Genomic DNA, 25,898 nt, shown 5'->3' on the forward strand with positions numbered 1-25,898 from the left:
CGCCCCGGCGGCGAAGAAGCCGGTCGGTGTGTCCATCCAGGAGCAATAAAATGAACCAATCAGATCAGGCGGTCGAAGCGGTCCGGCAACTCGAAGACGAGCGATATGCGGCAATGCTGGGCAAGGATATTGCCGTGCTCGACCGTCTACTGGACGACAAGCTCGTCTACATGCACTCGACCGGCGTCGCCGACACGAAATCCAGCTATATCGAAGGCCTGCGCACGGGCGTCTGGGACTACCGCAGTATCGATCGCACGGAGATGCGATACCAGGTGGATGGCGATATCGTCCTCGTGTTCGGCAAACTGGCGATCAGCATGATCACGCGTGGCGTGCATAAGGCGTTCGAGAGCCGCGCGCTCGCCGTGTGGGTCCGCAAGCCCGACGGCTGGCATCTGCTTGCCGTGCAGTCCGGCGCGATTCCGGTGGCGGCCTGACGGCCTCCGGGCGCTCCGGTTCGCACAACCGGTTGCGCCTGGGGAGATTTTCTGTTCGACCAGTTCATATCGCCGCGATGCCGGCGCGGTGCGCTCGAACGATTGACGACCGGCCTCCAGCGCATTTCTCCCCACTGACTACAATGATGCTATCGGACAGTGTCCGCAAGGACGCTGCGTTGCGCCACGTTCGTTGCATGCGCATCCTGTGACAAGGCGACCAGACGTTTCAGGAGAACATCGCTTATGGTTATTCAACGCGTCTGTGCCGTATTCGCTGCCGCAGTGCTCAGCGCGGCGACTGCACCGGAATGCCAGGCGCAGTACACCACCGACTGGCTGGCGAACACGTTCGGAACGAGCACCACCTACGTCGGTAACGGCGCTCGTTCCATGTGGGTGGCGCCCGAAGGCGTTATCTATACAGCATCGCTATGGGATGAAAACGAAGGGGGCGTCGCCCTCTACCGGAATGGCCAGAGCGCAGGTTCCATTGGGCTCCACAACGACTTTCAGGGCAGCGCCATTACGGGCAATGCAACGTCGATCTTCGCGGCCCTGCAGTTCAGCAGAACGGATGGCGGTGGACGGGTAGGACGATACAACCGGACCACTCAAACGCGTGACCTCGTTATTCCCGTCAGCGCGGATACGACCGAGGTGCGTGCCGATGTCGTTACCGGACTCGCGACGTCGGGCTCGCTTCTCTATGCAAGCGACTTCCCTGGAAATCGCGTGCGCGTCTTCACCACCGACGGCGTCTGGCAGCGGGATATCAACGTCGCGGGCCCAGGCGCGCTCGCCGTGGACGGCGCCGGCAACATCTGGGTCGCGCAGAAAAACGCGGGCACGATCGCCGAATTCAGTCCCGCGGGCATGCCTTTGAACACGATCCAGATGTCTGCTGCATCCCGGCCGTCCGCGCTGTATTTCGACGCGGCCACTCGACAGCTCATGGCCGGCGACTCGGGGCCTGACATGAACATCAAGATATTCAGGACCGCCGGCAGACCCATTCAGGTTGGCACGTTCGGTATTCGGGGCGGGTATCTCGACTCGACCGCGGGCATCAAAGGTCAGGTCGGCGACAAGCGGTTCACCCGCGTGGCCGGCATCGGCAAGGACTCGGCCGGCAATCTGTATGTGCTCAACAATCCCTGGGGCGGCACCTGGGATCTCGGCCGCAACGGCAACACGGACATTCACGCCTACGACAGCTCGGGCAACCTGCGATGGAAGCTTCAGGCACTGAATTTCGAAGGCAACGGGGCACCGGACCCCGGCACGGACGGCGCGTACTTCTACGGCGGGTTCAACGTCTATACCGGCAGCGCGGGCGGAACGTTCGTGGCGAACACGGTCGATCCGGTCGACTATCCGTCCGATCCACGACTCGACATCAACGACGGTCAGCGCGGCCAGCATTTCGCGCACCTCGCGACCGTCGGGGCCAACCGGATTCTTGTGGCGTCCGGCCAGAACCCCGGGATCTTTTACTTCTTCCATTTCAATGCGGCCAACGGCTACATCGCGATACCGGACGGCTCGCTGCCGGGTGCCGCGTTCAATACGACTGCACCTGTCACCGGCGGATTCTGCCTCGACAGCAACGGGAACATCTGGGCTGGCCTCGACAGGACGAACCACATCTACTACTACCCGCTGACGGGCTTCGATGCCAGCGGCAAGCCATCGTGGGGCGCGCCTGTGACGTACTCCACGCCGAGGTCCATCAGACCCATGACGCGAATCATCTACCTCGCCGGCAGCGACACGATGATCCTCGCGCAAGGCATTGGCGGTAGCACGGACTGGACGTCGATCGGAACGAGGATCGAGGTGTATCACGGCTGGCGCGCAGGCAACCAGAGCTCGCCGAATCCGGTGATCAACATCGCGAGCCCGAATCCCAAGTCGATTACGGCGGCCGGCAACTATCTGTTCGTCGGATACGTGCACACCGTGCCCAACATCGACGCGTTCAATCTCAACACAGGTAGTCTCGCCATCACGTTGACCAATACCAGCGCGGGTAAGGTTGATGTCGGCAATGACGTGGATTCGATGTACGGCCTCCGGTCATATCTGCGATCGACGGGCGAGTACGTGATCACGAAAGATAACTACAACGAATCCAGCATCATCGTTTATCGCTGGACGCCTGGCTGAACCCGCGCCCCGCGCGCGGAACCGGAGCATTTGGGCCGGATTCTGCGTGGGGGTGGCGGCGGACGCCGCCACCCACCCGTATCGGGTAGGGGGCCGCGAAATGACCCGAAGTATGTCGGCGCACTCCTATACTGCTGCCAGTGCGCTCCGTGGCGACGCTATCTGTCGCTTCATGCGCGCACGTTCGTTGGCCTCTTTCGTTTTCTCAGCATGTCCGAATCCGGTGAACCCTCAGTAGTAGAGCGCGTCTCCCCCAGACCCGCCATCGAGCCTGTAACTGGCACGCGGCTGGCTCCGCCACGTGGAGCGCGGCAACTGATGCCGCGCCAAGCACTGTTGGGGCGCCTCCTTGAAGCGCGACGCCAGCGGTGCGTCGTTATTCAGGGGCCGGCGGGCAGCGCCAAGACCAGCACCATGATCGCGCTGCGACAGGCCATGCTGACGCTGGACTTCGACGTGGCCTGGCTATCGCTGGTGCCCGAGGACGACGACCTCACCTCGTTCTTTAGCGGGCTGCTCGCCAGCCTCGCGAGCGTAGATCCGGCAATTGTCCGCGAAGCGGAGTTGCTCGTCGGACGCGGGAGCGACGGCAGGGCTGTCGAGCATTGGGTGATCACGCTTGTGCGCGGCATCGGGCGTCGCAAGCGCGAACTGGTCCTGATGCTCGACGACGTCCACCACATCGGGAATGCCCGGATTCTGGAGGCGCTGCGCTGGCTGCTCGATTACGCACCGCCCCAGCTTCATGTCGTGCTGGCTTCGCGACGCGCATTGCCGGTGTCGCTCGCGCGGCTGCGCGCGCAGGGCCTCGCGACGGAACTCGATCGCGAGGATCTGCGGTTTTCGGCCGAGGAGTCGGAGCGGTTTTTGCGTGAGCAACTCGGCGACGTGGCAAAACGCGACGCGCAGGTCGTGCACGAACTGACCGATGGCTGGGCCGCGGGCCTGCAACTGTTTGCCATCGACCTCAAGACGCGGAAAGACGCAGTCTTCACGCCTGCAACAGTGCGCGATGCCGAGACTTTCGCGCACTACTTCGAACGTGAAGTGCTGGAGCGCCTTGCGCCCGACAATCTGCTCCTGCTCACCCGCGCGGCCCTGTGCGAGCAATTCTGCGCGCCACTGTGCGCACATTTGATGCGGTACACCGGCGCCGATGGCGACGTCGCCGCGCGACTCGGTCGCCTGGAGGGCGACAACCTGTTCATTACGCAGACCGGCGTCGGGCAGGGCAGCGAAACATGGTATCGACTGCATCCGTTGCTGCGCGAGGTTCTTCAACGCAGGATCACGGGTCTGCCAGATGAGCAGCGGCGCGCACTGCACGCAGCGGCCTGGGAATGGCTCAGTGCGCGTGGTTACGTCGACGAAGCCGTGCATCAGGCGGTGCTGGCGGACAACGCACACGCCGCTGCCGACCTCGTGGAAGGGTGCGCGCACGATTTGCTCGCGCGAGGCGAACTTGGCCAGCTTGCGGGCCTGATGCGCCGCCTGCCGCCAGCGCAGGTTGGCGCGCGCTTCGACCTGCGCGTCATCATGGCGTACCTGCAGATGTATGCAGGGGAAACCGACGCGCTCACGCAGAGCATCCAGCAGATCGCATCCCGCAACGAGCGGCCCGACCCGCGTCAGCGGTACGCACTGGCGCTGCTGCGCGGCGGCCTCGCGTTACAGCGAGACGATACGGATTCGGTTGTGGCCCTGTTGCCGGAACTCCAGCGCATTCCCCCAGGCGCTGACGATTTCACGCATGCCGGTCGCAGCAATATCCTCTCGTGGATGTTTATCCTTCGCGGCGAATATGAGCAGGCGCGCAAGGTGCTGGAGGAGGGGGCGCTGCACGGCGGCGCGCCGCGTGGTGTCCTGCTCGGCCGCTGCATGAGCGGCATGACGCACGCTGCCGAAGGGCAGGTGCTGCTCGCCGAGCGCGTCTTTTGCGACGTGCTGGCCGAGGCGGAGAAACAGGGGCCGGCCTATGTCGGCATCGCGTGCATGGCCGCGGCGTTACTTGGCGAGGCACTTTACGAACTGAACGATGTCGATGCCGCATTCCGGCTGCTCGAAGAGCGCATCGATGTGCTGGAGCGCGTATCGATTCCGGACACGGTCCTGCGTGCGCTCGTGGCGCTCGCGAGCGCGCACTGGTTCGCCGGTCGACGGCTTGAGGCATACGACTGCCTCGAACGGCTTGAGGATTACGCAAAGGCACATGGCGTAGACCGTCTCCTCGCGAACGCGCTATGTTTGCGCTCGCGCTGGCTGCTGGACGAAGGAAGTCTCGACGAAGCCGAGACGGCATTGCTGCGATGCGAAGCCCTCGCGGCACGCTATGACGGCGCGGTGCGCAGCACGGCCTGGGAGATCCAGGTGTGCGCAGATCTCGCGCGCATTTGCATGTGTCTGCATCTGAACGACTTTGATGGCGCGATGGCGCGTCTCAAGCCGCTCCGTGCGATATCCGAGGCGGGCGGTCGTTGGTGCCGCGTTGCCCGCCTGCGCATGCAGATGTCGATCGCTGAGAAAGGGCGGCACAACGACAAGGCCGCGCGCGAGCATCTGGTTGAAGCGTTGCGGCTGGGTCACCGGCTGGGACTGATGCGCAGCCTGCTCGACGAACTCGGCGAATGCCGCCAGATTCTCAATGCACTGCCGCTTGAGGAGGGCTTCGATCCCGTACTCGCCTTCCATGCACAGCGGCTGATCGACGCCGGGCAGGCAACGGCGCCCGTTGAATCACAAACGGCTGCGACGCATGTGCCGTTCCTGTCGCTGAGCGAACGCGAAAACGAAGTGCTGGGCCTGCTTGCGCTGGCGCTGCCGAACAAAAAAATTGCGCGCGTGATGGACGTTTCACTCGACACGGTCAAGTGGCACCTGAAGAACATCTACCGGAAACTGGACGTGTCAGGCCGTGACGGCGCCGTCGCAAGAATGCGCGAGGCCGGCGCCGGCAAGCCGCTGCCGCATTCGCAAATGCCGACATCCACTGCCACTCCACAGGGGTAGGCTCGCTCGCACCCACCGCCGCGCACAATCCATTCATTGACGCAGCGGACCGATACACCGGTATGCGTTGCCCGATCAATCAATCGATGAGGAGCGTGCGGTGGAAGTCAAGCGTAATGTCTATCGCGAGGATCACGAGATGCTGCGTGAAACCGCGCGGCGTTTCTTCGAACGCGAGTGTTTGCCGCGTCAGGCAAAGTGGGACGAAGCGGGCTGTGTCGATCGCGAGACGTGGCTGAAAGCCGGCCGCGAAGGTCTGCTGTGTGTGACCGTGCCGGAAGAATACGGTGGTGGCGGCGGCGATTTCGGCCATTCGGCGATCGTCGCGGAAGAGCTGCACCGTGCGGGCGTGTCCGGCTTCAGCTATTCCGTGCACTCCGATATCACCGCACCCTACATCGTGCGGCTCGGCACCGAAGAACAGAAGCGCAACTGGCTGCCGCCCATCTGCCGCGGCGAAAAAATCCTCGCCATCGCGATGACCGAACCCGGTACCGGCTCCGATCTGAAGTCGATCCGCACGACTGCGGTACGTGACGGCGACGACTACGTCATCAACGGCAGCAAGACCTTCATCTCGAACGGCCTGAACTGCGACATGGTGGTAGTGGTCTGCAAGACGGACCCGTCCGCCGGTGCGAAGGGCGTGAGCCTCATCATGGTCGAAACGGATCGTGAAGGCTTTCGCCGTGGTCGCAAGCTCGAGAAAGTGGGCCAGGCTGCGGCCGATACGGCGGAACTTTTCTTCGACAACGTGCGTGTGCCGGCGACCAACCTGATCGGTAACGAGAACGGCGGCTTCATCCACCTGATGGAAGAGCTGCCCCAGGAGCGCCTGATCATCGCGGTGTATTGCGCGGCGAAGCTCGAACGGCAGCTCGAACTGACGCTGCAATACGTCAAGGACCGCCGCGCGTTCAACCAGACCGTGTGGGACTTCCAGAACACAAAGTTCAAGCTCGCCGACGTGAAGGCGCAGGCCGTCGCGGTTCGCACGCTCGTTGACTACTACATTCGCGAGCACATGGAGCGCAGGCTCACGCTGCAGGAAGCGGCCATCGCGAAGCTGTTCGCGACCGAAGCGATGTGGAAGTGCATCGACGAAATGGTGCAGTTGCATGGCGGCTACGGCTACATGCTTGAGTATCCGATTGCCCGCGCGTTCGCCGACATGCGCGTGACGCGCATCTTCGGCGGGACGAGCGAAGTGCTGCGGGATCTCATCTCGCGCAGGCTGTAAGTCTGATTACCTTTTGAGGAAGCATCATGAGCGAGAAAGTACTGGTAGCCGGCGTCGGGATGATCCAGTTCGCCAAACCGGGCGCGAGCCAGAGCTACATCGAAATGGGCGCCGAAGCGACCCGCCGTGCGCTGGCCGATGCCGGCATTGCCTACGACCTGGTGCAGCAGGCATTCGCCGGCTACGTATATGGGGACTCCACGTGCGGACAGACGGCGCTGTACGAAGTGGGCATGACGGGTATTCCGATCGTCAACGTCAACAATAACTGCTCGACGGGATCGACCGCGCTCTATCTCGCGCGCCAGGCGATCGCCACCGGCGATGCCGACTGCGTGCTGGCGCTCGGTTTCGAACAGATGCAGGCAGGCGCATTGAAGTCGCACTGGGACGACCGCCCGGTAACGCGCGCGCGTTTCGTGCCGATCATGCACGGCCTGACCGCCGACCTCGCGCATCTTCCGCAGGCGCTTCGCACTTTTGGCGGCGCGGGTCGTGAACACATGCAGCGTTACGGCACGCGCATGGAGACATTCGCCGCAGTGCGCGCGAAGGCGAGCCGCCACGCGGCGAACAACCCGCTAGCGCTGTTTCGCAAGCAGATGACAACGGAAGACGTCATGAACGACACGGTGCTGATGCCGGGCGTGATGACGCGTCTGATGGCCTGCCCGCCGACGTGCGGCGGCGCTGCTGCAATCCTCGTCTCCGAAAAGTTCGCGAAGAAGCATGGCCTGCGCACGGATGTGCAGATCGTCGCGCAATCCCTCACGACCGATCCGCCTGCCTCGTTCGATCCGCCTTCGATGCTTAATTACGTGGGCACGCACATGACCCGTTCGGCCGCGAACAGCGTCTACGAGAAAGCGGGTATCGGCCCGGAAGATATCGATGTCTGCGAACTGCACGACTGTTTCGCGCACAACGAAGTGATCTGCTACGAGTCGCTTGGTTTTTGTCCTGAGGGCGGCGCCGAGAAGTTCGTCAGCGACGGCGACAACACGTACGGCGGGAAGGTCGTGGTGAATCCGTCGGGCGGCCTGCTTTCCAAGGGACATCCGCTCGGTGCTACGGGTCTTGCACAGTGTTACGAGTTGACACACCAGCTGCGTGGTACCGCCGACCAGCGCCAGGTGCAGGGCGCAAAGCTCGCGCTTCAGCACAACCTTGGCCTCGGTGGCGCGTGCGTCGTCACACTGTATGGCAGGAACTGATTGAAGACCGGCGCGGCGTTGGTGCCGCGCCGCGCGCAAACTTTACGTAGCAACCTGGACAGAGGTTTCGCATGGAGCAGCTTTGCAAGAATCGCGTGGTCGTCGTTACCGGCGCCGGTCGCGGCCTCGGACGCGAATACGCGCTGGAGTTCGCCCGTCATGGCGCGAAAGTGGTCGTCAACGATCTGGGTGGCAAGGGTGATGGTTCAGGCGCGGCGAGCGGCCCGGCGCTCGATGTTGTCGCGGAAATCGAGGCGCTCGGCGGTGAAGCCGTTGCGAACTTCGACGACGTAGCCGACTGGAACGGCGCGAAGAACATGATCGACACCGCGATCTCCGCGTTCGGCGGACTCGACGTGCTGGTCAACAACGCCGGTATCCTGCGCGACCGCACGCTCGCCAACATGAGCGAGGAAGACTGGGACTCGGTGATTCGCGTGCACATGCGCGGCACGTTCGCACCTTCGCGCCACGCCGCCGCGTACTGGCGCGATGAGGCCAAGGCCGGACGTCAGCGCATCGCGCGTCTGATCAACACCAGTTCGTCGTCGGGGCTGTACTGCAACGCGGGCCAGGCCAACTATGGCGCGGCGAAGGCGGGTATCGCGGCGATGTCGGTGATTGCGTCGCGCGAGCTGGAGCGCTACGGCGTCACCGTGAACGCGATCTATCCGACCGCGATGAGCCGCCTGACCGAAGATATCTTTGCGACGCGGCGCGACGAATTCACCGCAGGCGCGCCGGCAGGCTTCGATCCGCTCGATGCCGGCAATGTCGCGCCGCTGGTGGCGTGGCTTGGCAGCACCGAATCCGGCTGTGTCACAGGCCGGGTATTCGGCGTGCGTGGCGGTCGTATCACGGTGGCGGAGGGATGGAATGCTGGTCCGCGCATCGAAAAGGACGGCCGCTGGGACGTAGCTGAACTCGGCGCGCTGATCCCGGGGCTGGTGGAAGAGGCTGCGCCGAATGCGTTGACCTCCGGCGAGCGGCCGGCGACGGTGGCGTAAGCACTTGAAGCTGTCCCGCCTCAGAGGAGTGTGTGCATGAGCGGAACCCCGAAGTATCTCGGCGACCATGCGGAACTGACACCGGACAAACCCGCCGCGATCAACAGCACGAGCGGCGTGGTCCTGACATATCGGGAACTCGATGACCGGTCGAATCGCTTCGCTCAGTGTCTGTACGCAGCGGGGCTGCGGCGCGGCGATCACATCGCGATGGTGCTCGAGAACAACATGCGCTGCTTCGAGGTGTGCTGGGCCGCGCTCCGTTCGGGTCTCGTGATCACGCCGGTCAACCGGTACCTGACCGCTGCGGAAGCGGCGGGCATTATCGAGGACAGCCGTGCGCAGGTCGTGATCAGCTCGCATGCGATGCGCGAGCTTGCGGCGGAACTGACGGAGTTGATGCCGACGTGCCGTCTGCGGCTGATGATAGACGGCACGATTGAGGGCTGGGACAGCTATGAGGCGCTCGTGGAGCGCCATCCCGCGAAGCGCCTCGCCGACGAATGGCTCGGTGCAACGCTGATCTACAGCTCGGGCACAACCGGGCGTCCGAAAGGCATCATCCGCGCACAACCCCAGGGACGGGTGACGGAAGGCTCCGGCTCCGCGCGTCGTCCGCAATTCGAGCGTTATGGTTTTGACGCGCACACCGTGTATCTGTCGCCTGCGCCGCTCTATCACACGGCGCCACTCGGCTACGGAATCGAAACGCAGTTCGGCGGCGGCACCGTGGTCTTCATGGAGAAGTTCGATCCGCTCGAAGCACTGCGCGCAATCGAGCGCTACCAGGTCACGCACAGCCAGTGGGTGCCGACCATGCTGATCCGCATGCTCAGGCTCGAACCCGCCGTGCGTAACGCGTTTGATCTCTCGAGCCACCGGGTGGCGATCCATGCTGCCGCACCGTGCCCGCAGGAGATCAAGCGGCAGATGATCGACTGGTGGGGGCCGATCATCGAAGAGTATTACTCGTCGACCGAAGGCAATGGCGTGACCACGCTCGGTACCGAGGAGTGGCTTGCGCATCCGGGGTCGGTGGGTCGCGCGCTGCTCGGCGTCATCCATATCTGCGACGAAGAGGGCAACGAATTGCCAGTGGGCGAGACCGGGACCGTCTATTTCGAGCGGGACCAGTTGCCGTTCCACTATCACAACGATCCGGACAAGACGCGTGCCGCGCAGCATCCACGCCATCCGACGTGGACGGCGGTCGGCGATATCGGCCGCGTGGACAGCGACGGCTTTCTGTATCTGACCGATCGCAAGGCGTTCATGATCATCTCGGGCGGCGTCAACATCTATCCGCAGGCGATTGAAGACGCGCTTGCCGTGCATCCGGAGGTGCACGATGCGGCCGTGATCGGCGTGCCCGATGCCGAGATGGGCGAACAGGTCAAGGCGATCGTCGAACCGGCGCCAGGCGTCACGCCATCGGACGCGCTTGCGGAACGGCTGCTGGAATACCTGCGCACGCGAGTCGCGCGCTACATGGTGCCGCGCTCGATCGACTTCATCGATGTGATGCCGCGACTGCCGACAGGCAAGCTTTACAAGCAGGCGCTGCGCGAGCGCTACAACGTGCCGGCGACGCGTTCGTCCACGTAGCCGCGAGCGGTTGTACCCGTTGAAAAAAAACTGGAGTGAGACGTGAGCAATCTGCTGGATGCCTTTCACCTGACATCGCTGCCCGCCGAGGCAGAAGCCTTTCGTGCCGAAGTGAAGCATTTCCTCGCTGGAAATCTGCCGGCGGCGCCGGCCGACATTCGCGCCCGATCGTGGATGGGCTTCGACGCGGACTTCAGCCGGCGCCTCGCGGCGCGCGGCTGGATCGGCTTGACGTTGCCGGTCAACTACGGCGGCGCGGGCATGGATGCATTCCGTCGTTTCGTGCTGGTGGAGGAATTGCTGGCTGCAGGCGCGCCGGTGGCCGCACACTGGATCGCCGACCGTCAAAGCGGTCCGCTGATCCTGCGCTACGGCACTGAAGCGCAGAAGGACTTCTACCTGCCGCGAATCTGCGCGGCCACCGCGTTTTTCTGCATCGGCATGAGCGAGCCCGACTCAGGTTCCGACCTCGCGAGCGTGCGAACACGTGCAGTGCGCTGCGATGGCGGCTGGCGTCTGACAGGACGCAAGATCTGGACGACGAACGCGCAGCATTGCCAGTACATGATCGCGCTCGTGCGTTCGTCGGGCGCACCGGAGGACCGGCAAAAGGGCCTCTCGCAGTTCATCGTCGACCTTTCGCTGCCAGGCGTCGAGGTGCGGCCGATCACCGACCTCACCGGTGACGCCCATTTCTCCGAAGTCACCTTCGACGACGTGTTCCTCGCGAACGACACGTTAATCGGCGAAGAGGGCGGCGGCTGGCATCAGGTCACCGCCGAACTTGCCTTCGAACGAAGCGGACCCGAACGGCTTTATTCAAGCGTCGTGCTGCTCGATTGCTGGCGCGACCATCTGCGCCGCCACGGCGCGAGCGATGCGGAAACTGCTTTGCTCGGCAGCTTCGTGACGCAACTGGCCACGTTGCGCTGTCTGTCGATCGCGGTGACCGCGCGGCTCGCGCGCGGCGAGAGCCCGGTCGTCGAGGCGGCGCTCGTCAAGGACATCGGCACGGCGTTCGAGCAGGCGATTCCCGCGCAACTGGAAGCCGTGATCAGCGCAGATCCCGCGCAGGTGTTCGATCCCGAGCTCTATCGCACGGTGGCGTACCTCAGCCAGATTTCGCCGACTTTCTCGTTGCGCGGCGGCACGCGCGAAGTGCTGCGCGGGATGATCGCGCGCGGCCTCGGATTGCGCTAACTCCTCCGGATCAGGAAGAAACCTGCATGTTTACTGAAGCCATCGAAGCCATCCTGCGCGACTATGCGACGCCCGAAGCCATCCGCGCCATCGAGAAAGGCGGCGCCGCGTCGCCGCTGTGGAACGCGCTGGAAGAGGCCGGGTTCCTGGCGTTGCTGACACCGGAAAGTGCCGGCGGCGCGGGACTGTCTCTGCCCGTTGTTGCACCCGTTTTCACCGCGCTTGGACGTTATGCGCTGCCGCTGCCGTTCGCACAGAGTATTGCGGCGCGTGCGCTGTTGCATGACGCCGTGCCAGGCGGCATGACGACGCTCGCCGGCGCCTGCCGTCGCCGTGCTGACGGTGCACTGGAAGCGTCCCACGTGCCGTTTGGCATGCTGTGCGACCACGTGCTGGCGAATGTCGATGGCGAGCTGGTTCTGCTCGACGCAACCCGCGCAGAACGCAAACCCTGTGGCGTACACGGCAGCGCTGCTGGCACGCTCAGCTGGCGTGCTGCCGCTGTGCCGGGCGCGTTTTCGTCGGCCGGAGAGGCAGTGTTGCTGTTCAGCGCGGCGATTCATGCGGCGGCTATCGCCGGCGCAATGGATCGTGTCTTCGGCATGACGCTGCAGTACTGCAACGACCGGTCGCAGTTCGGCAAGTCGATCGGCAAATTCCAGGCTGTGCAGCATCAGTTGAGTGTGATGGCACAGCACGTCGCATCAGCCGCCATGGCGGCCGAACTCGCGTTCTCCGGTGAGGGTGTGGTGCCCGAACGGCTTGCGACGGCAATCGCCAAGGCACGCACCAGCATGGCGGTGCCGCTGGTGGCGTCGACAGCACATGCGTTGCACGGCGCGATCGGCGTGACCGCCGAATACGATCTCCAGCTTTTCACGCGCAGGATGCACGAATGGCGCATGGCGGATGGCTCTGAGGCGTTCTGGAATCGCATGGTGGGTAACGCGCTCCTCACGCAGGAGTACGCCACGATTGCTGACTTCGCACGCACGGCGCCCTATGGAAACGCTGCATGAGCGCGCCGTCGGCAGCAATCCCTTAAAGCAGCAGAACCGGTCCACACAAGCATGAACACATTTCTGAAGTATGAGCAGGACGGGCACATCGTCACGTTGACGATGAACGAACCGGAGCGACGCAATCCGCTCACGGGCAATACGGCAGTCGAGGAGTTCCTGACGGCGATCGCACGGATCGAAGCCGACCGGCAGGTGCGGGCGGTGATCCTGACCGGCGCGGGCAGCGCTTTCTCGTCGGGCGGCAATATCCGTGACATGGAGCGGCACGCATCGGGCAGCATGCCCGGCATGGAAGTACGTCAGGACTATCGACGCGGCATCCAGCAATTGCCGCTGGCGCTGTTCAATCTGGAGGTGCCCGTCATCGCTGCTGTCAACGGCGCGGCGATCGGCGCGGGTCTCGATCTCGCGTGCATGTGCGATATCCGCATTGCGTCTGAGTCGGCAAAATTCGCCGAGAGTTTCGTGAAGCTCGGCATCATTCCTGGCGACGGCGGCGCGTGGCTGCTACCGCGCATCATCGGCATGTCGAGGGCGGCGGAGTTGACCTTCACCGGGCAGATGATCGACGCACAGCAGGCGCTCGCATGGAATCTGGTTTCCCGGATCGTGTCACCCGACGCGTTGCTCGCGACGGCGCAGGACCTTGCGCGCTCGATCGCGGCCAATCCTCCGCACGCCGTACGGCTTGCAAAGCGGCTCCTGCGCGAAGGCATGCACTGCCGCCTGGATACGCTGCTGGAAATGTCGGCGGCTTATCAGACGCTCTCGCATCAGACGGCCGATCATCGCGAAGCCGTCGCCGCGTTCATCGAGAAGCGGCCGCCGTCGTTCAATGGATAAAGCGCGTGCGGGTCGTCCGGTGTGCATGGGCACCGTCACCGCGCGTTCGTTCGGCAGCGCGGCTCCCGTAAAGGCTCACACATAGCGAAGGAGACAAGCATGTATCTGACCCAGGGCCTGCATCGCTCGCTGCAGCAGAACCCGGACCGGGTAGCGATTTCGTTCAGGGGGCGCAAGCGGACCTTTCGCGAATTCGCGGACCGTGTGGCGCGCCTTGCTGCTGCGTTGCGCGGGCTCGGCATGGCCGATGGCGACCGGGTTGGCATGCTTGCGCTCAACTCGGACCGTTACCTCGAATACGCGATGGGTGTCTGGTGGGGCGGCGGCGTGCTGAACCCGGTCAATGTGCGCTGGAGCGCGGCGGAGATCGCGTATTCGATGGACGATTGCGAGACGCGCATCCTGATCGTCGACGACAGTTTCATCGGAGCCGCGCGGGAGGTATGCGCGCTCGCGCGAAATGCGCCGGTCCTGGTCCATGCGGGCGATGCCGCACCGCCGCCGGACATGCTCTCGTTCGATGCGTTGATCGCGTCGTCGCTGCCGATGCGGGATGCCGGCCGCGGTGGAGCGGATCTCGCCTGCATCATGTACACGGGCGGCACGACGGGTTTTCCGAAGGGCGTGATGCAAACGCATCTGAACATGTGGTCGTCGTCGATCATGCGGATTGCCGAGTCGGCGCCCCTGCCCGATACCGCAGTGCTGCACGCAGCGCCGTTCTTCCACGTCGCGGGGCTCGGACGCGCGCTCGTGCAGTTCGTCGCGGGCGAGGCGCATGTGATCATCCCGGCGTTCGACGCGGGCGACGTGTTGAAGGCAATTGGCGAGGAGCGTGTCAGCGAAACGCTGCTTGTGCCGACCATGATCCAGGCGGTGCTCAATCATCCGGACTTCGCCCGTACCGATCTGTCCAGCCTGAAACGTCTCACGTACGGCGCGTCGCCGATTCCCGAATCGCTGCTGGATCGTGTGATCGAATGCCTGCCCGGCGTCGAACTGGCGCATTCGTACGGCATGACCGAGGCGTGTCCCAGTATCTCGGCCAATTCGCCTTCCAGTCACGACGAAGCGGGACGCAGAGGCGGCCGCTACCGCTCGATCGGCCGCGGCCTGCCGGGGCTGATGGTGAAAGTAGTCGATGCCGACGGCCAGGTGGTGCCGCGTGGCACGGTCGGCGAGATCGTCGTGCGCGGGCCGAACGTCATGGCGGGTTACTGGAAGAAGCCAGAGGAAACCGCGCAGACGCTGCGCGACGGCTGGCTCCATACCGGCGACGGCGCATACATGGATGACGAGGGCTATCTCTACATCGTGGACCGCATCAAGGACATGATCGTCAGCGGCGGCGAGAACGTGTATTCCGCGGAGGTGGAGAGCGTGATCGTCCGCCATCCGGCGGTCGCCGCGTGCGCGGTCATCGGCATCCCGCACGAAAAGTGGGGCGAAGCCGTACACGCTGTCATCGTGTGCAAGCCTGGCGCAACGCTGGGTGAGGAGGAGGTCCGCGAACACTGTCGCCAGCACATCGCCGGCTACAAGTGTCCGAAAACCGTCGAGTTCCGCGAGCAACTCCCGCTATCGGCCGCCGGCAAGATCCTGAAGCGCGGAATCCGCGCGCCGTACTGGTCGGGCAGGACACGCGCCGTCAACTGAGCGCTTCGCCACCCGGTCGGGGTGGTCCGGTTTCCCCCGCATTCTGGCTTACTTCCATTCAGGGCAATACCGGTCGAAAGACGGTTGCCGGTGAACAGCGACGGCGAGTACGTGTCGTCAGTAAAAACAGAAAGTGGAGGGACGATGGGTGTATTGAGCGGTATTCGCGTGCTGGAATTCGAGGCCATCGGGCCGGGGCCGTTCGGCGCCATGTTGCTCGCCGACATGGGCGCGGACGTCCTGCGTATCGACCGGCCGCTTCCTCCCCAGGATCTGGGTCCGAAGACGAACGGCAAGCGTGCCGATGTCACGGGCCGCGGCCGTCGCTCGGTCACGCTCGACCTGAAGCAGCCGCAGGCGGTCGAGGCAGCGCTCGATCTGATGTCGCGCGCCGATGTCGTGATCGAAGGTTTCCGTCCGGGTACGATGGAGCGTCTGGGTCTCGGGCCGCAGGCGGCGCTCGCGCGCAATCCGCGTCTCGTGTACGGCCGCATGACGGGCTGGGGCCAGACGGGGCCGCTCGCGGAACGGGCCGGCCACGATCTGAACTACATCGCGTTGTCGGGGGTACTGTCGGGCATCGGCCGTGCCGATGGTCCTCCTGTGCCGCCGCTGAACCTCGTGGGCGACTACGGCGGTGGCGGCATGCTGCTGGCACTCGGCGTGGTGGCCGCGCTCTTCAACGTGCAGCGTGGCGGGGAAGGTCAGGTCGTCGATGCCGCGATGATCGAGGGTGCGGCGCAACTGGGTTCTGTGATCTGGGGGCTGCTCGCCTCGGGCAACTGGCGCGAGGAGCGCGAAAGCAACCTGCTGGACGGCGGCACACCGTGGTACGACAGCTACCGCACGAAGGACGGCAAGTACATGTCGGTCGGCGCGGTTGAATCGCGCTTTTACGCCGAACTGCTGACGAAACTCGGGCTTGCCGATGCGGGCCTGCCGGCCCAGCACGATCGCAACGGCTGGCCGGTGCTGCGCGAGCGCTTTGCGGCGGCATTTCTCACGCGTACGCGCGATGAATGGAGTCTGATATTCGAAGGCGGTGACGCGTGCGTCGCGCCCGTGCTGAGTTTCTCGGAAGCGCCTGCGCATCCGCAGCATCGTGCCCGCGGCAGCTTTGTCGAAGTGGCCGGCGTGGTTCAGCCCGCACCCGCGCCGCGTTTTTCCGCGACGCCTTCGACGATCGCGAAGCCTGCGCCGCAGCGCGGCGAACGTGGTCTTGCCGCTCTGCGCGACTGGGGCTTCGATGAAACCGCCGTCGAGCGCATGCGTGAACACGGTCTGGGTTATCAGCCTGAGGCGTGAGCGGCACCAAAAAAAGTTCAGGAGACAACAGATGAAAGTATTGGTCGCGGTCAAACGCGTGGTGGACTTCAACGTCAAGGTCCGCGTGAAGTCGGACGGCTCGGGCGTCGAGCTGTCGAACGTCAAGATGAGTATCAACCCGTTCGATGAAATCGCGGTCGAGGAAGCCGTGCGCCTGAAGGAAAAAGGCGTGGTGAGCGAAGTGATCGCAGTGTCGTGCGGAACGGGCGCCTGCCAGGAAACCCTGCGCACCGCCATGGCGATCGGCGCGGATCGCGGCATTCTGGTCGAGACGGATGCCGAGCTGCAACCGCTCGCCGTCGCAAAACTGCTGAAGGCGCTCGTCGACAGGGAGCAGCCGCAACTCGTGATTCTCGGCAAGCAGGCTATCGATAACGACTGCAACCAGACCGGTCAGATGCTGGCCGCGCTCGCGGGTTTTGCGCAGGCCACCTTCGCAAGCAGCGTAGAAGTGACGGAAGGATACGCGACCGTCACACGTGAAATCGACGGCGGGCTGGAGACGCTGCGTCTCAAGCTGCCTGCGGTGGTCACAAGCGATCTGCGACTGAACGAGCCGCGCTACGCGACGCTGCCCAACATCATGAAGGCAAAGAAGAAGCCGCTCGACGTCGTCACGCCTGAACAGCTGGACGTCGATGTCGCGCCGCGTCTGAAGACGCTCAGTACAGTCGAGCCGGCGGGACGCAGCGCGGGCGTGAAGGTGCCCGATGTCGCGACGCTGATTGCGAAGCTCAGGAACGAAGCCAAGGTTATCTAAAGGAATCGATATGACTGCAACCAGTCAGATACTCGTCGTGGCTGAACATGACCACGGTTCGATCAGGTCGGCCACGCTGAACACCGTGGCGGCCGCGCTGCAATGCGGCACCGGGGTTCACGTGCTCGTGGCCGGTCATCAGGCCGCCGGCGCCGCCAGCGCCGCCGCGGCGATCCCCGGCGTCGCGCGCGTGCTGCACGTGGACGCGGCGCACCTCGCGGACGGTCTCGCTGAAAACATCGCGGCGCAGGTCGTCGCGCTTGCCGCGGGTTATGGGCACATCCTGTTTCCCGCCACGAGTGCGGGCAAAAACGTGGCGCCGCGCGTCGCGGCGCTGCTCGACGTCGCACAGGTTTCCGAGATCGTACGCGTGGTGAGCCCGGATACATTCGAGCGTCCAATCTACGCGGGCAATGCGCTCGTAACGGTGCAGAGCAGCGACCCGGTGAAAGTGCTGACTGTGCGTGTGACGGGATTCGATGCCGTGCCGGCCGAAGGCGGCGCGGCGCAAATCGACACGGTGGACCCAGTAACGGACAGCGGTCTTTCCACGTTCGTCGAGTGCCTGGTGGCGAAGAGCGACCGGCCGGAACTCGCCGATGCGCAGATTGTGGTGAGCGGCGGCCGCGCACTGGGCAGCAGCGAGAAATTCGCCGAAGTGCTCACGCCGCTCGCCGACAAACTCGGCGCGGCGCTCGGCGCGAGCCGCGCGGCCGTTGACGCGGGATTCGCGCCGAACGACTGGCAGGTCGGTCAGACGGGCAAGATCGTCGCGCCGCAACTGTATGTGGCATGCGGCATCTCGGGCGCGATCCAGCATCTGGCCGGGATGAAGGATTCGAAGGTCATCGTCGCGATCAACAAAGACCCGGAAGCGCCGATTTTCAGCATCGCGGATTACGCGCTGGAAGCTGATCTGTTTGATGCTGTACCGCAACTGGTGAACGCAATCTGACGCGTTTCAGCGCAGGAAATGCGAAAGAAGGGGCCATCGCTGTATTGCGCAGCGATGGCCCCTTCACATTGTTACGACACCAGCGAATACCAGTTCAACCCGTCCTCACGAAGTGCGCATTGAACTTCGCCACGCCCGATCAGATAGTTCAGGCACGCGAGGCTTTCGCCGGTCGCGAGGCTCATCTGCGGCATATCCTCCTCGCCGACCTTGCTTGCAAACAGCGCGCCGAACACGTCGACCACGCGCCGTGGTTCGCCAAGTGCCCGACGCAACCGTTCGAGGCTGCGGTCCTGGCTGCGTCGCAGATGATCGAGGCGGGCATGCAGGCCGTAAAAGCAGTCATTGTGGGCGGGCAGCACCAGCACATCGTCCGGCACCTGTTCCTTCAGTTTCGTGATGGACGCATACCAGTCCGCCATCGGATTGGCGTCCGGTTCGAGCGCATGCACCGATACGTTTGACGAAATCCGCGGTAGAACCTGATCGCCGGATATGAACAGCTTCAGCTCAGGACAATACAGGCATGCGTGCTCAGGCGAATGTCCCGTGCCGATAATCACGCGCCAGATGTGTTCCCCAATCCTGATCTCCTCTCCATCGTGCAAGCGCCGGAAGCTGTCCGGCATCGCGTGAATGTGCTGCCCGAACCGGCCAAAGCGGGCGCGATACAGCCCGATGGAAGCTGCGCTCCAGCCTGCACGGCGGTAGAAGTCCACGCCGTCGTCGGGCGCTTCGCGGCCCGTATCCGAAGCGGCGACCCGGCAATTGAGGTATTCGAGGCGTGTCATCCACAGACGGCAATCGAGCGTACGCGTGAGCCAGCCTGCCATGCCGACATGATCCGGATGCATGTGCGTGACGAAAACGCGTGTGACGGGGCGGCTCAAGTCGGAGCCTGTGCAAAGGCGACGCCACAACGCAGTCGCGGCATCGGTGCGCGCGCCTGTGTCGACGATGGCGTAGCCGTCGCTGTCCGCGATCGTCCATACGTTGATGTGATCGAGCGACCAGGGCAACGGCATGCGAATCCACTGCACACCTGGCGCAACTTCGAGTACTTCTCCAGGGCGAGGCGGCGAATCGAATGGATACGTCACGGCAGAAAGCGTGCTGCCGGACGGCGCGACGCGGGTGTCATCGATCATGGTTTGGCTCCGGAAAACATCGGCCAACGGATGAGACGGGTGGGTGAGCGACGCAATGCAGATGCGCGCTCAATGTGCGGAAACGCGGACGCTGGCATGCATTGAAACGCATGCCAGCGAAGACACCATCCCGGCGGATAACCGGGACTCGAAACTTACTGCAGGTTGCCGGCAACCGCGATGGTCTGGCCGGTGATGTAGTTCGACTCGGGCGAGCAGAAGAGGTAGACGCCGCCGGCTGCTTCTTCAGGTGTGCCGCCGCGTCCGAGCGGGTTGCGCTGCGCGTGCGACTTGAGCGCTTCCGGGTTGACGCCGACGCGGATGTCGCGTCCTTCGATCTTCACGGTCGCGCCGGCATGGGCATCGGCCGTCGTCATGCGCGTGTGAATCAGGCCGAACGCCACGCAGTTGACGTTGACGTTGAAGCGTCCCCATTCGCGCGAGAGTGCACGCGTCATGCCGATCACCCCCGCCTTGGCCGACGAGTAGTTCATCTGCCCGGCGTTACCGTTGAGCGCCGACGTCGACGAGATGTTCACGATCTTGCGGTACACCTCGCGACCGGCTTCCCTGTCGGCGGCGTGGAGCGCCTTCACGTGCGGATACGCGGCACGCAGGATGCGGAATGGCGCGGTCATATGGCAGTCGATGATTGCGTACCACTGCTCGTCGGTCATCTTCTGGATCACGTCGTCCCACGTGTAACCCGCGTTGTTGACGATGATGTCGATGCCCTTGAACGTGTTCATCGCGGTGCCGATGAAACGGTCGGCAAAGTCGGGTGCACCGACGTTGCCCACGCAGGCCACCGCTTCCGTGCCCATCTTCTTCAGCACTTCGACCGTTTCGTGCGCCGGTTCGGCGTCGAGGTCGTTGATCACGAGGCGTGCGCCTTCGCTCGCCAGTTTCTCGGCGATCGCGCGGCCGATGCCGCGACCCGAACCGGTGACGAGCGCCACCTTGCCGTCAAGCTTTCCCATGTTTCCGTCTCCTTGTCTGATGCGAATTACAGGGCGACCACCGCGTCACCCAGGACGCGCGGTTCACCGTATTGATTGGCAGTCTGGATTTCCACTTTCACGCGGCGCTCGCCGTCGGCTTCGAATTTCTCGACGACCCGGCCGCTGCATGTGATCTGGTGTCCAAGATGCGTGATGCCGACAAAGCGCACGCCGAACTGACGCAACTGTCGTTGATCGACCCAGCAGTTCAGCAGCCGCCCGAGGTACGCCATCGAAAGCATGCCGTGAGCGATTACGTCGGGCATGCCGCTGCGGCGCGCGAAATCGAGGTCGATGTGAACCGCGTTGTGATCGCCCGAAGCGCCGGCAAAGAGCGCCAGCGTCGTGCGGTCGATGGGCGCGAGCGTCAGCGGCGGCAGCGTGTCGCCGACCTTGACGTGATCGAAGTTCAATGTGCTCATTCGTGTCTCCTCTCAACCGTTGCGGTGTACGAGCACGCTGCGCAGATCGGCCACATGCTCGCCTTTCTGATTGGTCACGCGTGTTTCGCGCACCACGAAATCGAGTGCGCCACCCTTCTTGTCGTAGATGTCGGCGATGTGGCATTCGAAGAGCAGCACGTCGCCGGCGTAAGCCATCCGGTGATACGTAAACGACTGTTCGCCGTGCAGGATGCGTGCGACCTGAATACCGATCTCGTCGCGCCAGCGCCTGTCCGGCTGCTCCAGTTCCAGTGAAAAGAGGAACGTGGGTGGCAGCGGCAGGTTCGGATGGCCTGCGTCGCGCGCGGCCGATTCGTCGAAGTAGACCGGACTGGTTTCGCCGGTCGCCTTCGCGAAGAACCGCAGGTGGCCCGCTTCGGCCACCGTGCGAAACGCGGGAATGACCTTGCCGATATGTTTCTTGTCGATCATGTCGAGGGCTCCTTCGGAAGGCGTATTACGCTGCCTTGTACACGGTCGTGACGCATGCGCCACCGAGACCCACGTTGTGAGCGAGCGCGACTCTCGCGCCTTCCACCTGGCGTTGATCAGCCGTGCCGCGCATCTGATGGGTCAGCTCGTAGCACTGCGCGAGGCCCGTGGCGCCGAGCGGATGGCCCTTGGACAGCAGGCCGCCCGAAGGGTTGACCACCCACTTGCCACCGTACGTGTTGTCGCCGTCGTTGACGAGCTTTTCCGCCTGGCCTTCGCCGCACAGACCGAGACCTTCGTAGGTCAGCAATTCGTTTTGCGCGAAGCAGTCGTGCAGTTCGATCACATCGATGTCTTCAGGACCGACACCGGCCTGTTCGTACGCGAGTTGTGCACCCGAGCGCGTCATGTCGAAACCCACCACGCGGATCATGTCGCGGCTGTCGTAAGTGCTCGGCTGGTCGGTGGTGAGAGACTGGCCGGCGATCAGCACGTTGGTGCGCAAGCCGCGCTTGCGGGCGAACTCTTCCGAAACGATGAGCGCCGCAGCCGCGCCGCAAGTGGGCGGGCAGGCCATCAGGCGTGTCAATACACCTTCCCAGATCGTCGGCGAGGCCAGCACGTCTTCCGGCGTCACGATGTTGCGGAATACGGCGAGCGGATTGCGCGCGGCGTGCTGGCTCGCCTTGGCGCGAATCTTCGCGAAGGTTTCGAGCCGGGTGCCGTACTTCTCCATATGTGCGCGTCCTGCGCCGCTGAACTGGCGGATGGCAGGCGGCAGATCAGTGCGATCGACAAGTTCGTCGACCAGATTCAGCGCGCGTTCGAGCGCGGGCTTGCGGTCACTCCACTTTGAAGACAGCGCGCCCGGCTGCATGAACTCGAAGCCCACCGCGAGTGCGCAGTCGACCGCGCCGCTTTGTACAGCCTGACGCGCGAGAAACAGCGCCGACGAGCCCGTCGCGCAGTTGTTGTTCACGTTGATGACGGGAATGCCGGTCATGCCGACGTGGTACAGCGCCTTCTGACCACAGGTCGAGTCGCCGTACACGTACCCTGCATAGGCCTGCTGCACATCTGCGTAGTCGAGGCCGGCATCGGCCAGCGCCTGACGTACTGCACCGGCGCCCATTACGTCGTAGGTGTCGCTGGTGCCGGGTTTCCTGAACGGAATCATGCCGACGCCGGCGACGAACACGTTACGGGTCATATCATTGCTCCTTGGTATGGGATGTTCGGATTAAAGCTTGCGGGAGATGAGGTCGCGCATGACCTCGCTCGTGCCGCCGTAGATACGGTTCACGCGTGCATCGGCGAAAGCCCGGGCCACCGGATACTCCAGCATGTAGCCGTAGCCGCCGTGAAGTTGCACCATGTCGTCGAGCGCCTTGCCGAGCGATTCGGTGGCGAACAGCTTGGCGATCGCCGCTTCTTCCAGGGTAAGACGCCGGCGCACGTGCTCGGCGAGGTAGTGATCGACCAGCACGCGCACTGCAGTTGCCTGCGCCTTGATGTCGGCCAGCTTGAACTTCGTGTTCTGGAAGTCCCACACGGTCTGGTTGAACGCGCGGCGGTCCTTCACGTAGTTGATCGTGTGTTCGAGACAGGCTTCGAGTTTTGCCGCTGCGCCGATCGCGATCGAGAGCCGCTCCTGCGGAAGCTCGCCCATCAGATACGCAAAGCCCTTTCCTTCTTCACCGAGGCGATTGCTGACCGGCACACGCACGTTGTCGAAGAACAGCTCGGCCGTATCCTGCGAATGCATGCCGACCTTGTCGAGCTTGCGGCCGCGGCGGAATCCCTCGCTGGTCGCTTCGACGACAATCAGGCTTACGCCTTTGGAGCCCGCGCTGGGGTCGGTCTTGCAGACGAGGATGATCAGGTCGGCGTTCAGGCCGTTGCTGATGAACGTCTTGCTGCCGTTGATGACGTATTCGTCGCCGTCGCGAATGGCGGTGGTGCGAATCGCCTTCAGATCGCTACCCGTGCCGGGCTCCGTCATGCCGATCGCGAGAATCGCTTCGCCGGTACACGTCTTCGGCAGCCATTGCTGCTTCTGCTCTTCGTTGCCGATGCGCGCGATATACGGCGCGATGATGTCGGAGTGCACGCCAAAGCCGAGACCACTCAGACCCGCGCGGTTCACTTCCTCGTTGAGGATCGCCGCGTGGCCGAAGTCGCCGCCGCCGCCGCCGTATTCCGTCGGCAGCGTGAGACACAGGAGACCTTCGCGACCCGCCTTGAGCCAGGTCTCACGGTCGACGCGCCCCGCCTTGTCCCACTCGGCCTGTTTCGGAGCGCACTCGCGCTCAAGGAAGCGACGCACCGTGGTGCGCAGCATTTCATGATCGTCACGAAAAACGGTGCGGGTAATTTGCATCACTAAATTCCTGATGGTGAGTGCGACGTAAGTCCGTTGATGACGTTATCGCGTGCAGGCGATATGCGCTGCGGGTTCGGTGTGGTAAAGCTGCTCGATCAGATGCGCACGGCGCATGCGGGTCACGGCCTGGTTCACGTAGCCTTTCTCGGCGATCTCGTTGGCGTCGATGGAAGGCGGTTCTGCCATCAGCATCAGGCGTTCGATTGTCCGGCTGGCGCCACCGTTCTTCTGGCTGGCAAGACGTTCACGCAGCGCGGTGGCGACGACCGGATGTTCGACAAGCGCAGCCACATCGAGTTGAGCGAGTTCCGGCGCGAGACGCCGGCAGGCGGCCACGTTCGGCCATGCCAGCGCAGCGAGAAATTCGTGGTCATGGCCACAGATCACCGCATCGGAGATGAGCGGCGCACACAGGTCGAGCAGGCCGAGCCGCACGGCGCCGGTGCGCACCCAGGTGCCGTTCGTCAGCTTGAAGTCCTCGACCACGCGACCGGCGAAGAGCAGACCTTCGCCGGCATCGTCGGGATTCGCGAGGCGCACGGCGTCGCCCAGCCGGAAATAACCTTCTTCGTCGAAAGCAGCGGCGGTGAGCGCATGATCGCCGATGTAGCCGGCAAACACGTTCGCGCCGCGCATGCGGATTTCGTAGCGGCCATCACCGCCTTCGAGCGGCAGGAGCTTCACTTCGGAACCTGGCACCGGGCCGCCGATATTGCCGAGATCCGGGGCAGGCCATCCGCAGTAGGTGCCCATGCCGCTTGTCTCGGTACACGCGAGGCCTGTCGAGAAGACGATGCGTTTGCCGATCGTCTCGACCGCCACGCGCTGGATGCGATGCCACACGTCTGTCGGCAGGCTGGCGCCGCCGTAGCCGAAGTACTCGACATTGGCGAAGAGGCTGCGGGCCAGCACGGGGTCGCGTTCGAGCTCACCCGCCAGCACGGCCCACGCCGAAGGCACGCTCGTGAAGATCGTCGGCGAGACTTCGCGCAGGTTGCGCACTGTGCGCTCGATCAGGCCCGGCAGCGGCCGGCCGTCGTCGATATGGTGGGTTGCGCCAAACTGGATCGAACGCCCGATGTTCAGGACGCCGCCCAGGCCGTGGTGCCATGGCAGCCAGTCGAGAAATACCGGCTGGGTTTCACCCAGCCAGCCGAGATTGTCGGCATAGTAGGCGGCGACCGCCTTGAAGTTGCTGTAGGTGAGCGGCACGCCTTTCGGCGTACCCGTCGAGCCGGACGTGAACAGGACGCGGACGGTATCGTCCTCGCGAATGGCCGCGTGTGCCGCAGCAACCGCTTCGACGCGCGCTGGCGTCATCTCGCCGGCCAGCAGGTCGGTCCATGCGCGTTGTGCGCCTTCGCCGATGCGTACGGCGATGACCGGCACTGCGAGTTCGGGGAGCGCGAGCGCGCGTTCTAACTGCTTCGCGTCCTGCACGAACACAGCGCCGGGCGGCACGAGTTCAAGCACGCCCTTCAGACGGGCGAAGCTCTTGCTGAGCGTCGAATAGGCCGGCGATACCGGTGCCGCGGGAATGCCGACGTACTCGGCCGCCAGCAGCAGCACCGCCTGTTCGATCGAATTGCCCGACAGCAGCACGAGCGGGCGCTCCCCGCCGAGCCCCATTTCCAGCAGGCCGGACGCGACCGTCTGCACCTGGCGCCAGAGATCGCTCCAGCTGATCGAGCGCCACGCGCCGTTTTCATCGCGTTCGCGGAAGGCCGGCGTGTCGCCGCGGCGTTCGGCCCACCCGGGTATGAAATCCGCAAAGCTGGTCTGCGCGATATCGGGGGGCGCACTGGCGCAGCTGAGCATCAGCGTGCCATCGGCGCGGCGTTCGACGCGCGGACGCCGTTCCGGAAAGCGTACGGGACGGTAAGGGGCTGCCGTGTATTCACTAGCCATGAGCGTAGTCATTACGCCTGTCTCCTGAGCTTCAGTGCGCGCCATGGCACGCACCAGCGTTTGTTTTGTGAGGTGCGCATGCCATCGACGGCTACGTGCGACCCCTTGAGTTACAGGATAGTGGCTGTGAGACGGGAGTG

General features: G+C 64.0%; 21 protein-coding genes. 14 read left to right on the plus strand and 7 right to left on the minus strand.

The annotated features are described in order from the left end of the window. Positions 1 to 50 precede the first annotated feature (50 nt). The 14 genes from LPA36_RS21275 to LPA36_RS21340 all read left to right on the plus strand — a co-directional run bounded on the left by LPA36_RS21275 (position 51) and on the right by LPA36_RS21340 (position 18,443). Positions 51 to 440 carry a nuclear transport factor 2 family protein gene (locus LPA36_RS21275; RefSeq protein ID WP_228881054.1) on the plus strand — a complete coding sequence of 130 codons (390 nt, stop codon included), beginning with the start codon at positions 51 to 53 and terminating at the stop codon, positions 438 to 440. 246 nt (positions 441 to 686) lie between these two features. Continuing rightward, positions 687 to 2,609, plus strand: a complete 1,923-nt coding sequence (locus LPA36_RS21280) for an SMP-30/gluconolactonase/LRE family protein (protein ID WP_228881056.1) — start codon at positions 687 to 689, stop codon at positions 2,607 to 2,609. 210 nt (positions 2,610 to 2,819) lie between these two features. Continuing rightward, positions 2,820 to 5,615, plus strand: a complete 2,796-nt coding sequence (locus LPA36_RS21285; RefSeq protein WP_228881059.1) for a LuxR C-terminal-related transcriptional regulator — start codon at positions 2,820 to 2,822, stop codon at positions 5,613 to 5,615. A gap of 100 nt (positions 5,616 to 5,715) precedes the next feature. Then, entirely contained in the window at positions 5,716 to 6,855 is a 1,140-nt protein-coding gene (locus LPA36_RS21290; RefSeq protein ID WP_228881061.1) for an acyl-CoA dehydrogenase family protein, read from the plus strand. A gap of 26 nt (positions 6,856 to 6,881) precedes the next feature. Next, positions 6,882 to 8,069, plus strand: coding sequence for a lipid-transfer protein (locus tag LPA36_RS21295; protein ID WP_228881063.1), 1,188 nt, complete (start codon positions 6,882 to 6,884; stop codon positions 8,067 to 8,069). 71 nt (positions 8,070 to 8,140) lie between these two features. Next, positions 8,141 to 9,076 carry an SDR family oxidoreductase gene (locus LPA36_RS21300; RefSeq protein ID WP_228881066.1) on the plus strand — a complete coding sequence of 312 codons (936 nt, stop codon included), beginning with the start codon at positions 8,141 to 8,143 and terminating at the stop codon, positions 9,074 to 9,076. A 36-nt stretch (positions 9,077 to 9,112) separates the two neighbouring features. After that, complete coding sequence (locus tag LPA36_RS21305) at positions 9,113 to 10,681, plus strand: acyl-CoA synthetase (RefSeq protein WP_228881068.1); 1,569 nt, start codon at positions 9,113 to 9,115, stop codon at positions 10,679 to 10,681. Between the two features lie 42 nt (positions 10,682 to 10,723). Next, positions 10,724 to 11,881, plus strand: a complete 1,158-nt coding sequence (locus tag LPA36_RS21310; protein ID WP_228881070.1) for an acyl-CoA dehydrogenase family protein — start codon at positions 10,724 to 10,726, stop codon at positions 11,879 to 11,881. A 26-nt stretch (positions 11,882 to 11,907) separates the two neighbouring features. Further along, on the plus strand, positions 11,908 to 12,900 hold the full coding sequence (locus tag LPA36_RS21315) for an acyl-CoA dehydrogenase family protein (protein ID WP_228881073.1): 993 nt from the start codon (positions 11,908 to 11,910) through the stop codon (positions 12,898 to 12,900). A gap of 51 nt (positions 12,901 to 12,951) precedes the next feature. Beyond that, positions 12,952 to 13,746 carry a crotonase/enoyl-CoA hydratase family protein gene (locus LPA36_RS21320; RefSeq protein ID WP_228881076.1) on the plus strand — a complete coding sequence of 265 codons (795 nt, stop codon included), beginning with the start codon at positions 12,952 to 12,954 and terminating at the stop codon, positions 13,744 to 13,746. Between the two features lie 99 nt (positions 13,747 to 13,845). Beyond that, positions 13,846 to 15,402, plus strand: a complete 1,557-nt coding sequence (locus tag LPA36_RS21325; protein WP_228881079.1) for an acyl-CoA synthetase — start codon at positions 13,846 to 13,848, stop codon at positions 15,400 to 15,402. Between the two features lie 144 nt (positions 15,403 to 15,546). Continuing rightward, positions 15,547 to 16,707, plus strand: a complete 1,161-nt coding sequence (locus tag LPA36_RS21330) for a CaiB/BaiF CoA transferase family protein (protein ID WP_228881083.1) — start codon at positions 15,547 to 15,549, stop codon at positions 16,705 to 16,707. 31 nt (positions 16,708 to 16,738) lie between these two features. Further along, positions 16,739 to 17,488: an electron transfer flavoprotein subunit beta/FixA family protein gene (locus LPA36_RS21335; RefSeq protein WP_228881085.1), complete on the plus strand. Its 750-nt coding sequence runs from the start codon at positions 16,739 to 16,741 to the stop codon at positions 17,486 to 17,488. 10 nt (positions 17,489 to 17,498) lie between these two features. Next, positions 17,499 to 18,443, plus strand: coding sequence for an electron transfer flavoprotein subunit alpha/FixB family protein (locus LPA36_RS21340; protein WP_228881086.1), 945 nt, complete (start codon positions 17,499 to 17,501; stop codon positions 18,441 to 18,443). A 71-nt stretch (positions 18,444 to 18,514) separates the two neighbouring features. Here the strand turns inward: LPA36_RS21340 and LPA36_RS21345 are convergent, their stop codons facing one another. The 7 genes from LPA36_RS21345 to LPA36_RS21375 form a co-directional block, all read right to left on the minus strand. After that, positions 18,515 to 19,591, minus strand: coding sequence for an MBL fold metallo-hydrolase (locus LPA36_RS21345; protein ID WP_228881088.1), 1,077 nt, complete (start codon positions 19,589 to 19,591; stop codon positions 18,515 to 18,517). 155 nt (positions 19,592 to 19,746) lie between these two features. Then, entirely contained in the window at positions 19,747 to 20,571 is an 825-nt protein-coding gene (locus tag LPA36_RS21350) for an SDR family NAD(P)-dependent oxidoreductase (RefSeq protein WP_228881090.1), read from the minus strand. Positions 20,572 to 20,597: 26 nt separating this feature from the next. Beyond that, the gene (locus tag LPA36_RS21355) at positions 20,598 to 21,014 is read right to left on the minus strand and encodes a MaoC family dehydratase (RefSeq protein ID WP_228881092.1); all 417 of its coding nucleotides are present in this window, start codon (positions 21,012 to 21,014) and stop codon (positions 20,598 to 20,600) included. Between the two features lie 12 nt (positions 21,015 to 21,026). Further along, a complete protein-coding gene (locus LPA36_RS21360) occupies positions 21,027 to 21,467 on the minus strand; it encodes a MaoC family dehydratase N-terminal domain-containing protein (RefSeq protein ID WP_228881094.1) in 441 nt (146 codons plus the stop codon). Positions 21,468 to 21,492: 25 nt separating this feature from the next. Continuing rightward, positions 21,493 to 22,677, minus strand: coding sequence for a lipid-transfer protein (locus LPA36_RS21365; protein WP_228881096.1), 1,185 nt, complete (start codon positions 22,675 to 22,677; stop codon positions 21,493 to 21,495). 30 nt (positions 22,678 to 22,707) lie between these two features. Then, on the minus strand, positions 22,708 to 23,847 hold the full coding sequence (locus LPA36_RS21370; protein WP_228881099.1) for an acyl-CoA dehydrogenase family protein: 1,140 nt from the start codon (positions 23,845 to 23,847) through the stop codon (positions 22,708 to 22,710). 45 nt (positions 23,848 to 23,892) lie between these two features. Next, the gene (locus tag LPA36_RS21375; RefSeq protein ID WP_228881101.1) at positions 23,893 to 25,770 is read right to left on the minus strand and encodes a feruloyl-CoA synthase; all 1,878 of its coding nucleotides are present in this window, start codon (positions 25,768 to 25,770) and stop codon (positions 23,893 to 23,895) included. Between the last annotated feature and the right edge of the window lie 128 nt (positions 25,771 to 25,898).

Source organism: Paraburkholderia saeva (assembly GCF_907164555.1).
In the GTDB taxonomy this organism is placed as follows: domain Bacteria; phylum Pseudomonadota; class Gammaproteobacteria; order Burkholderiales; family Burkholderiaceae; genus Paraburkholderia; species Paraburkholderia saeva.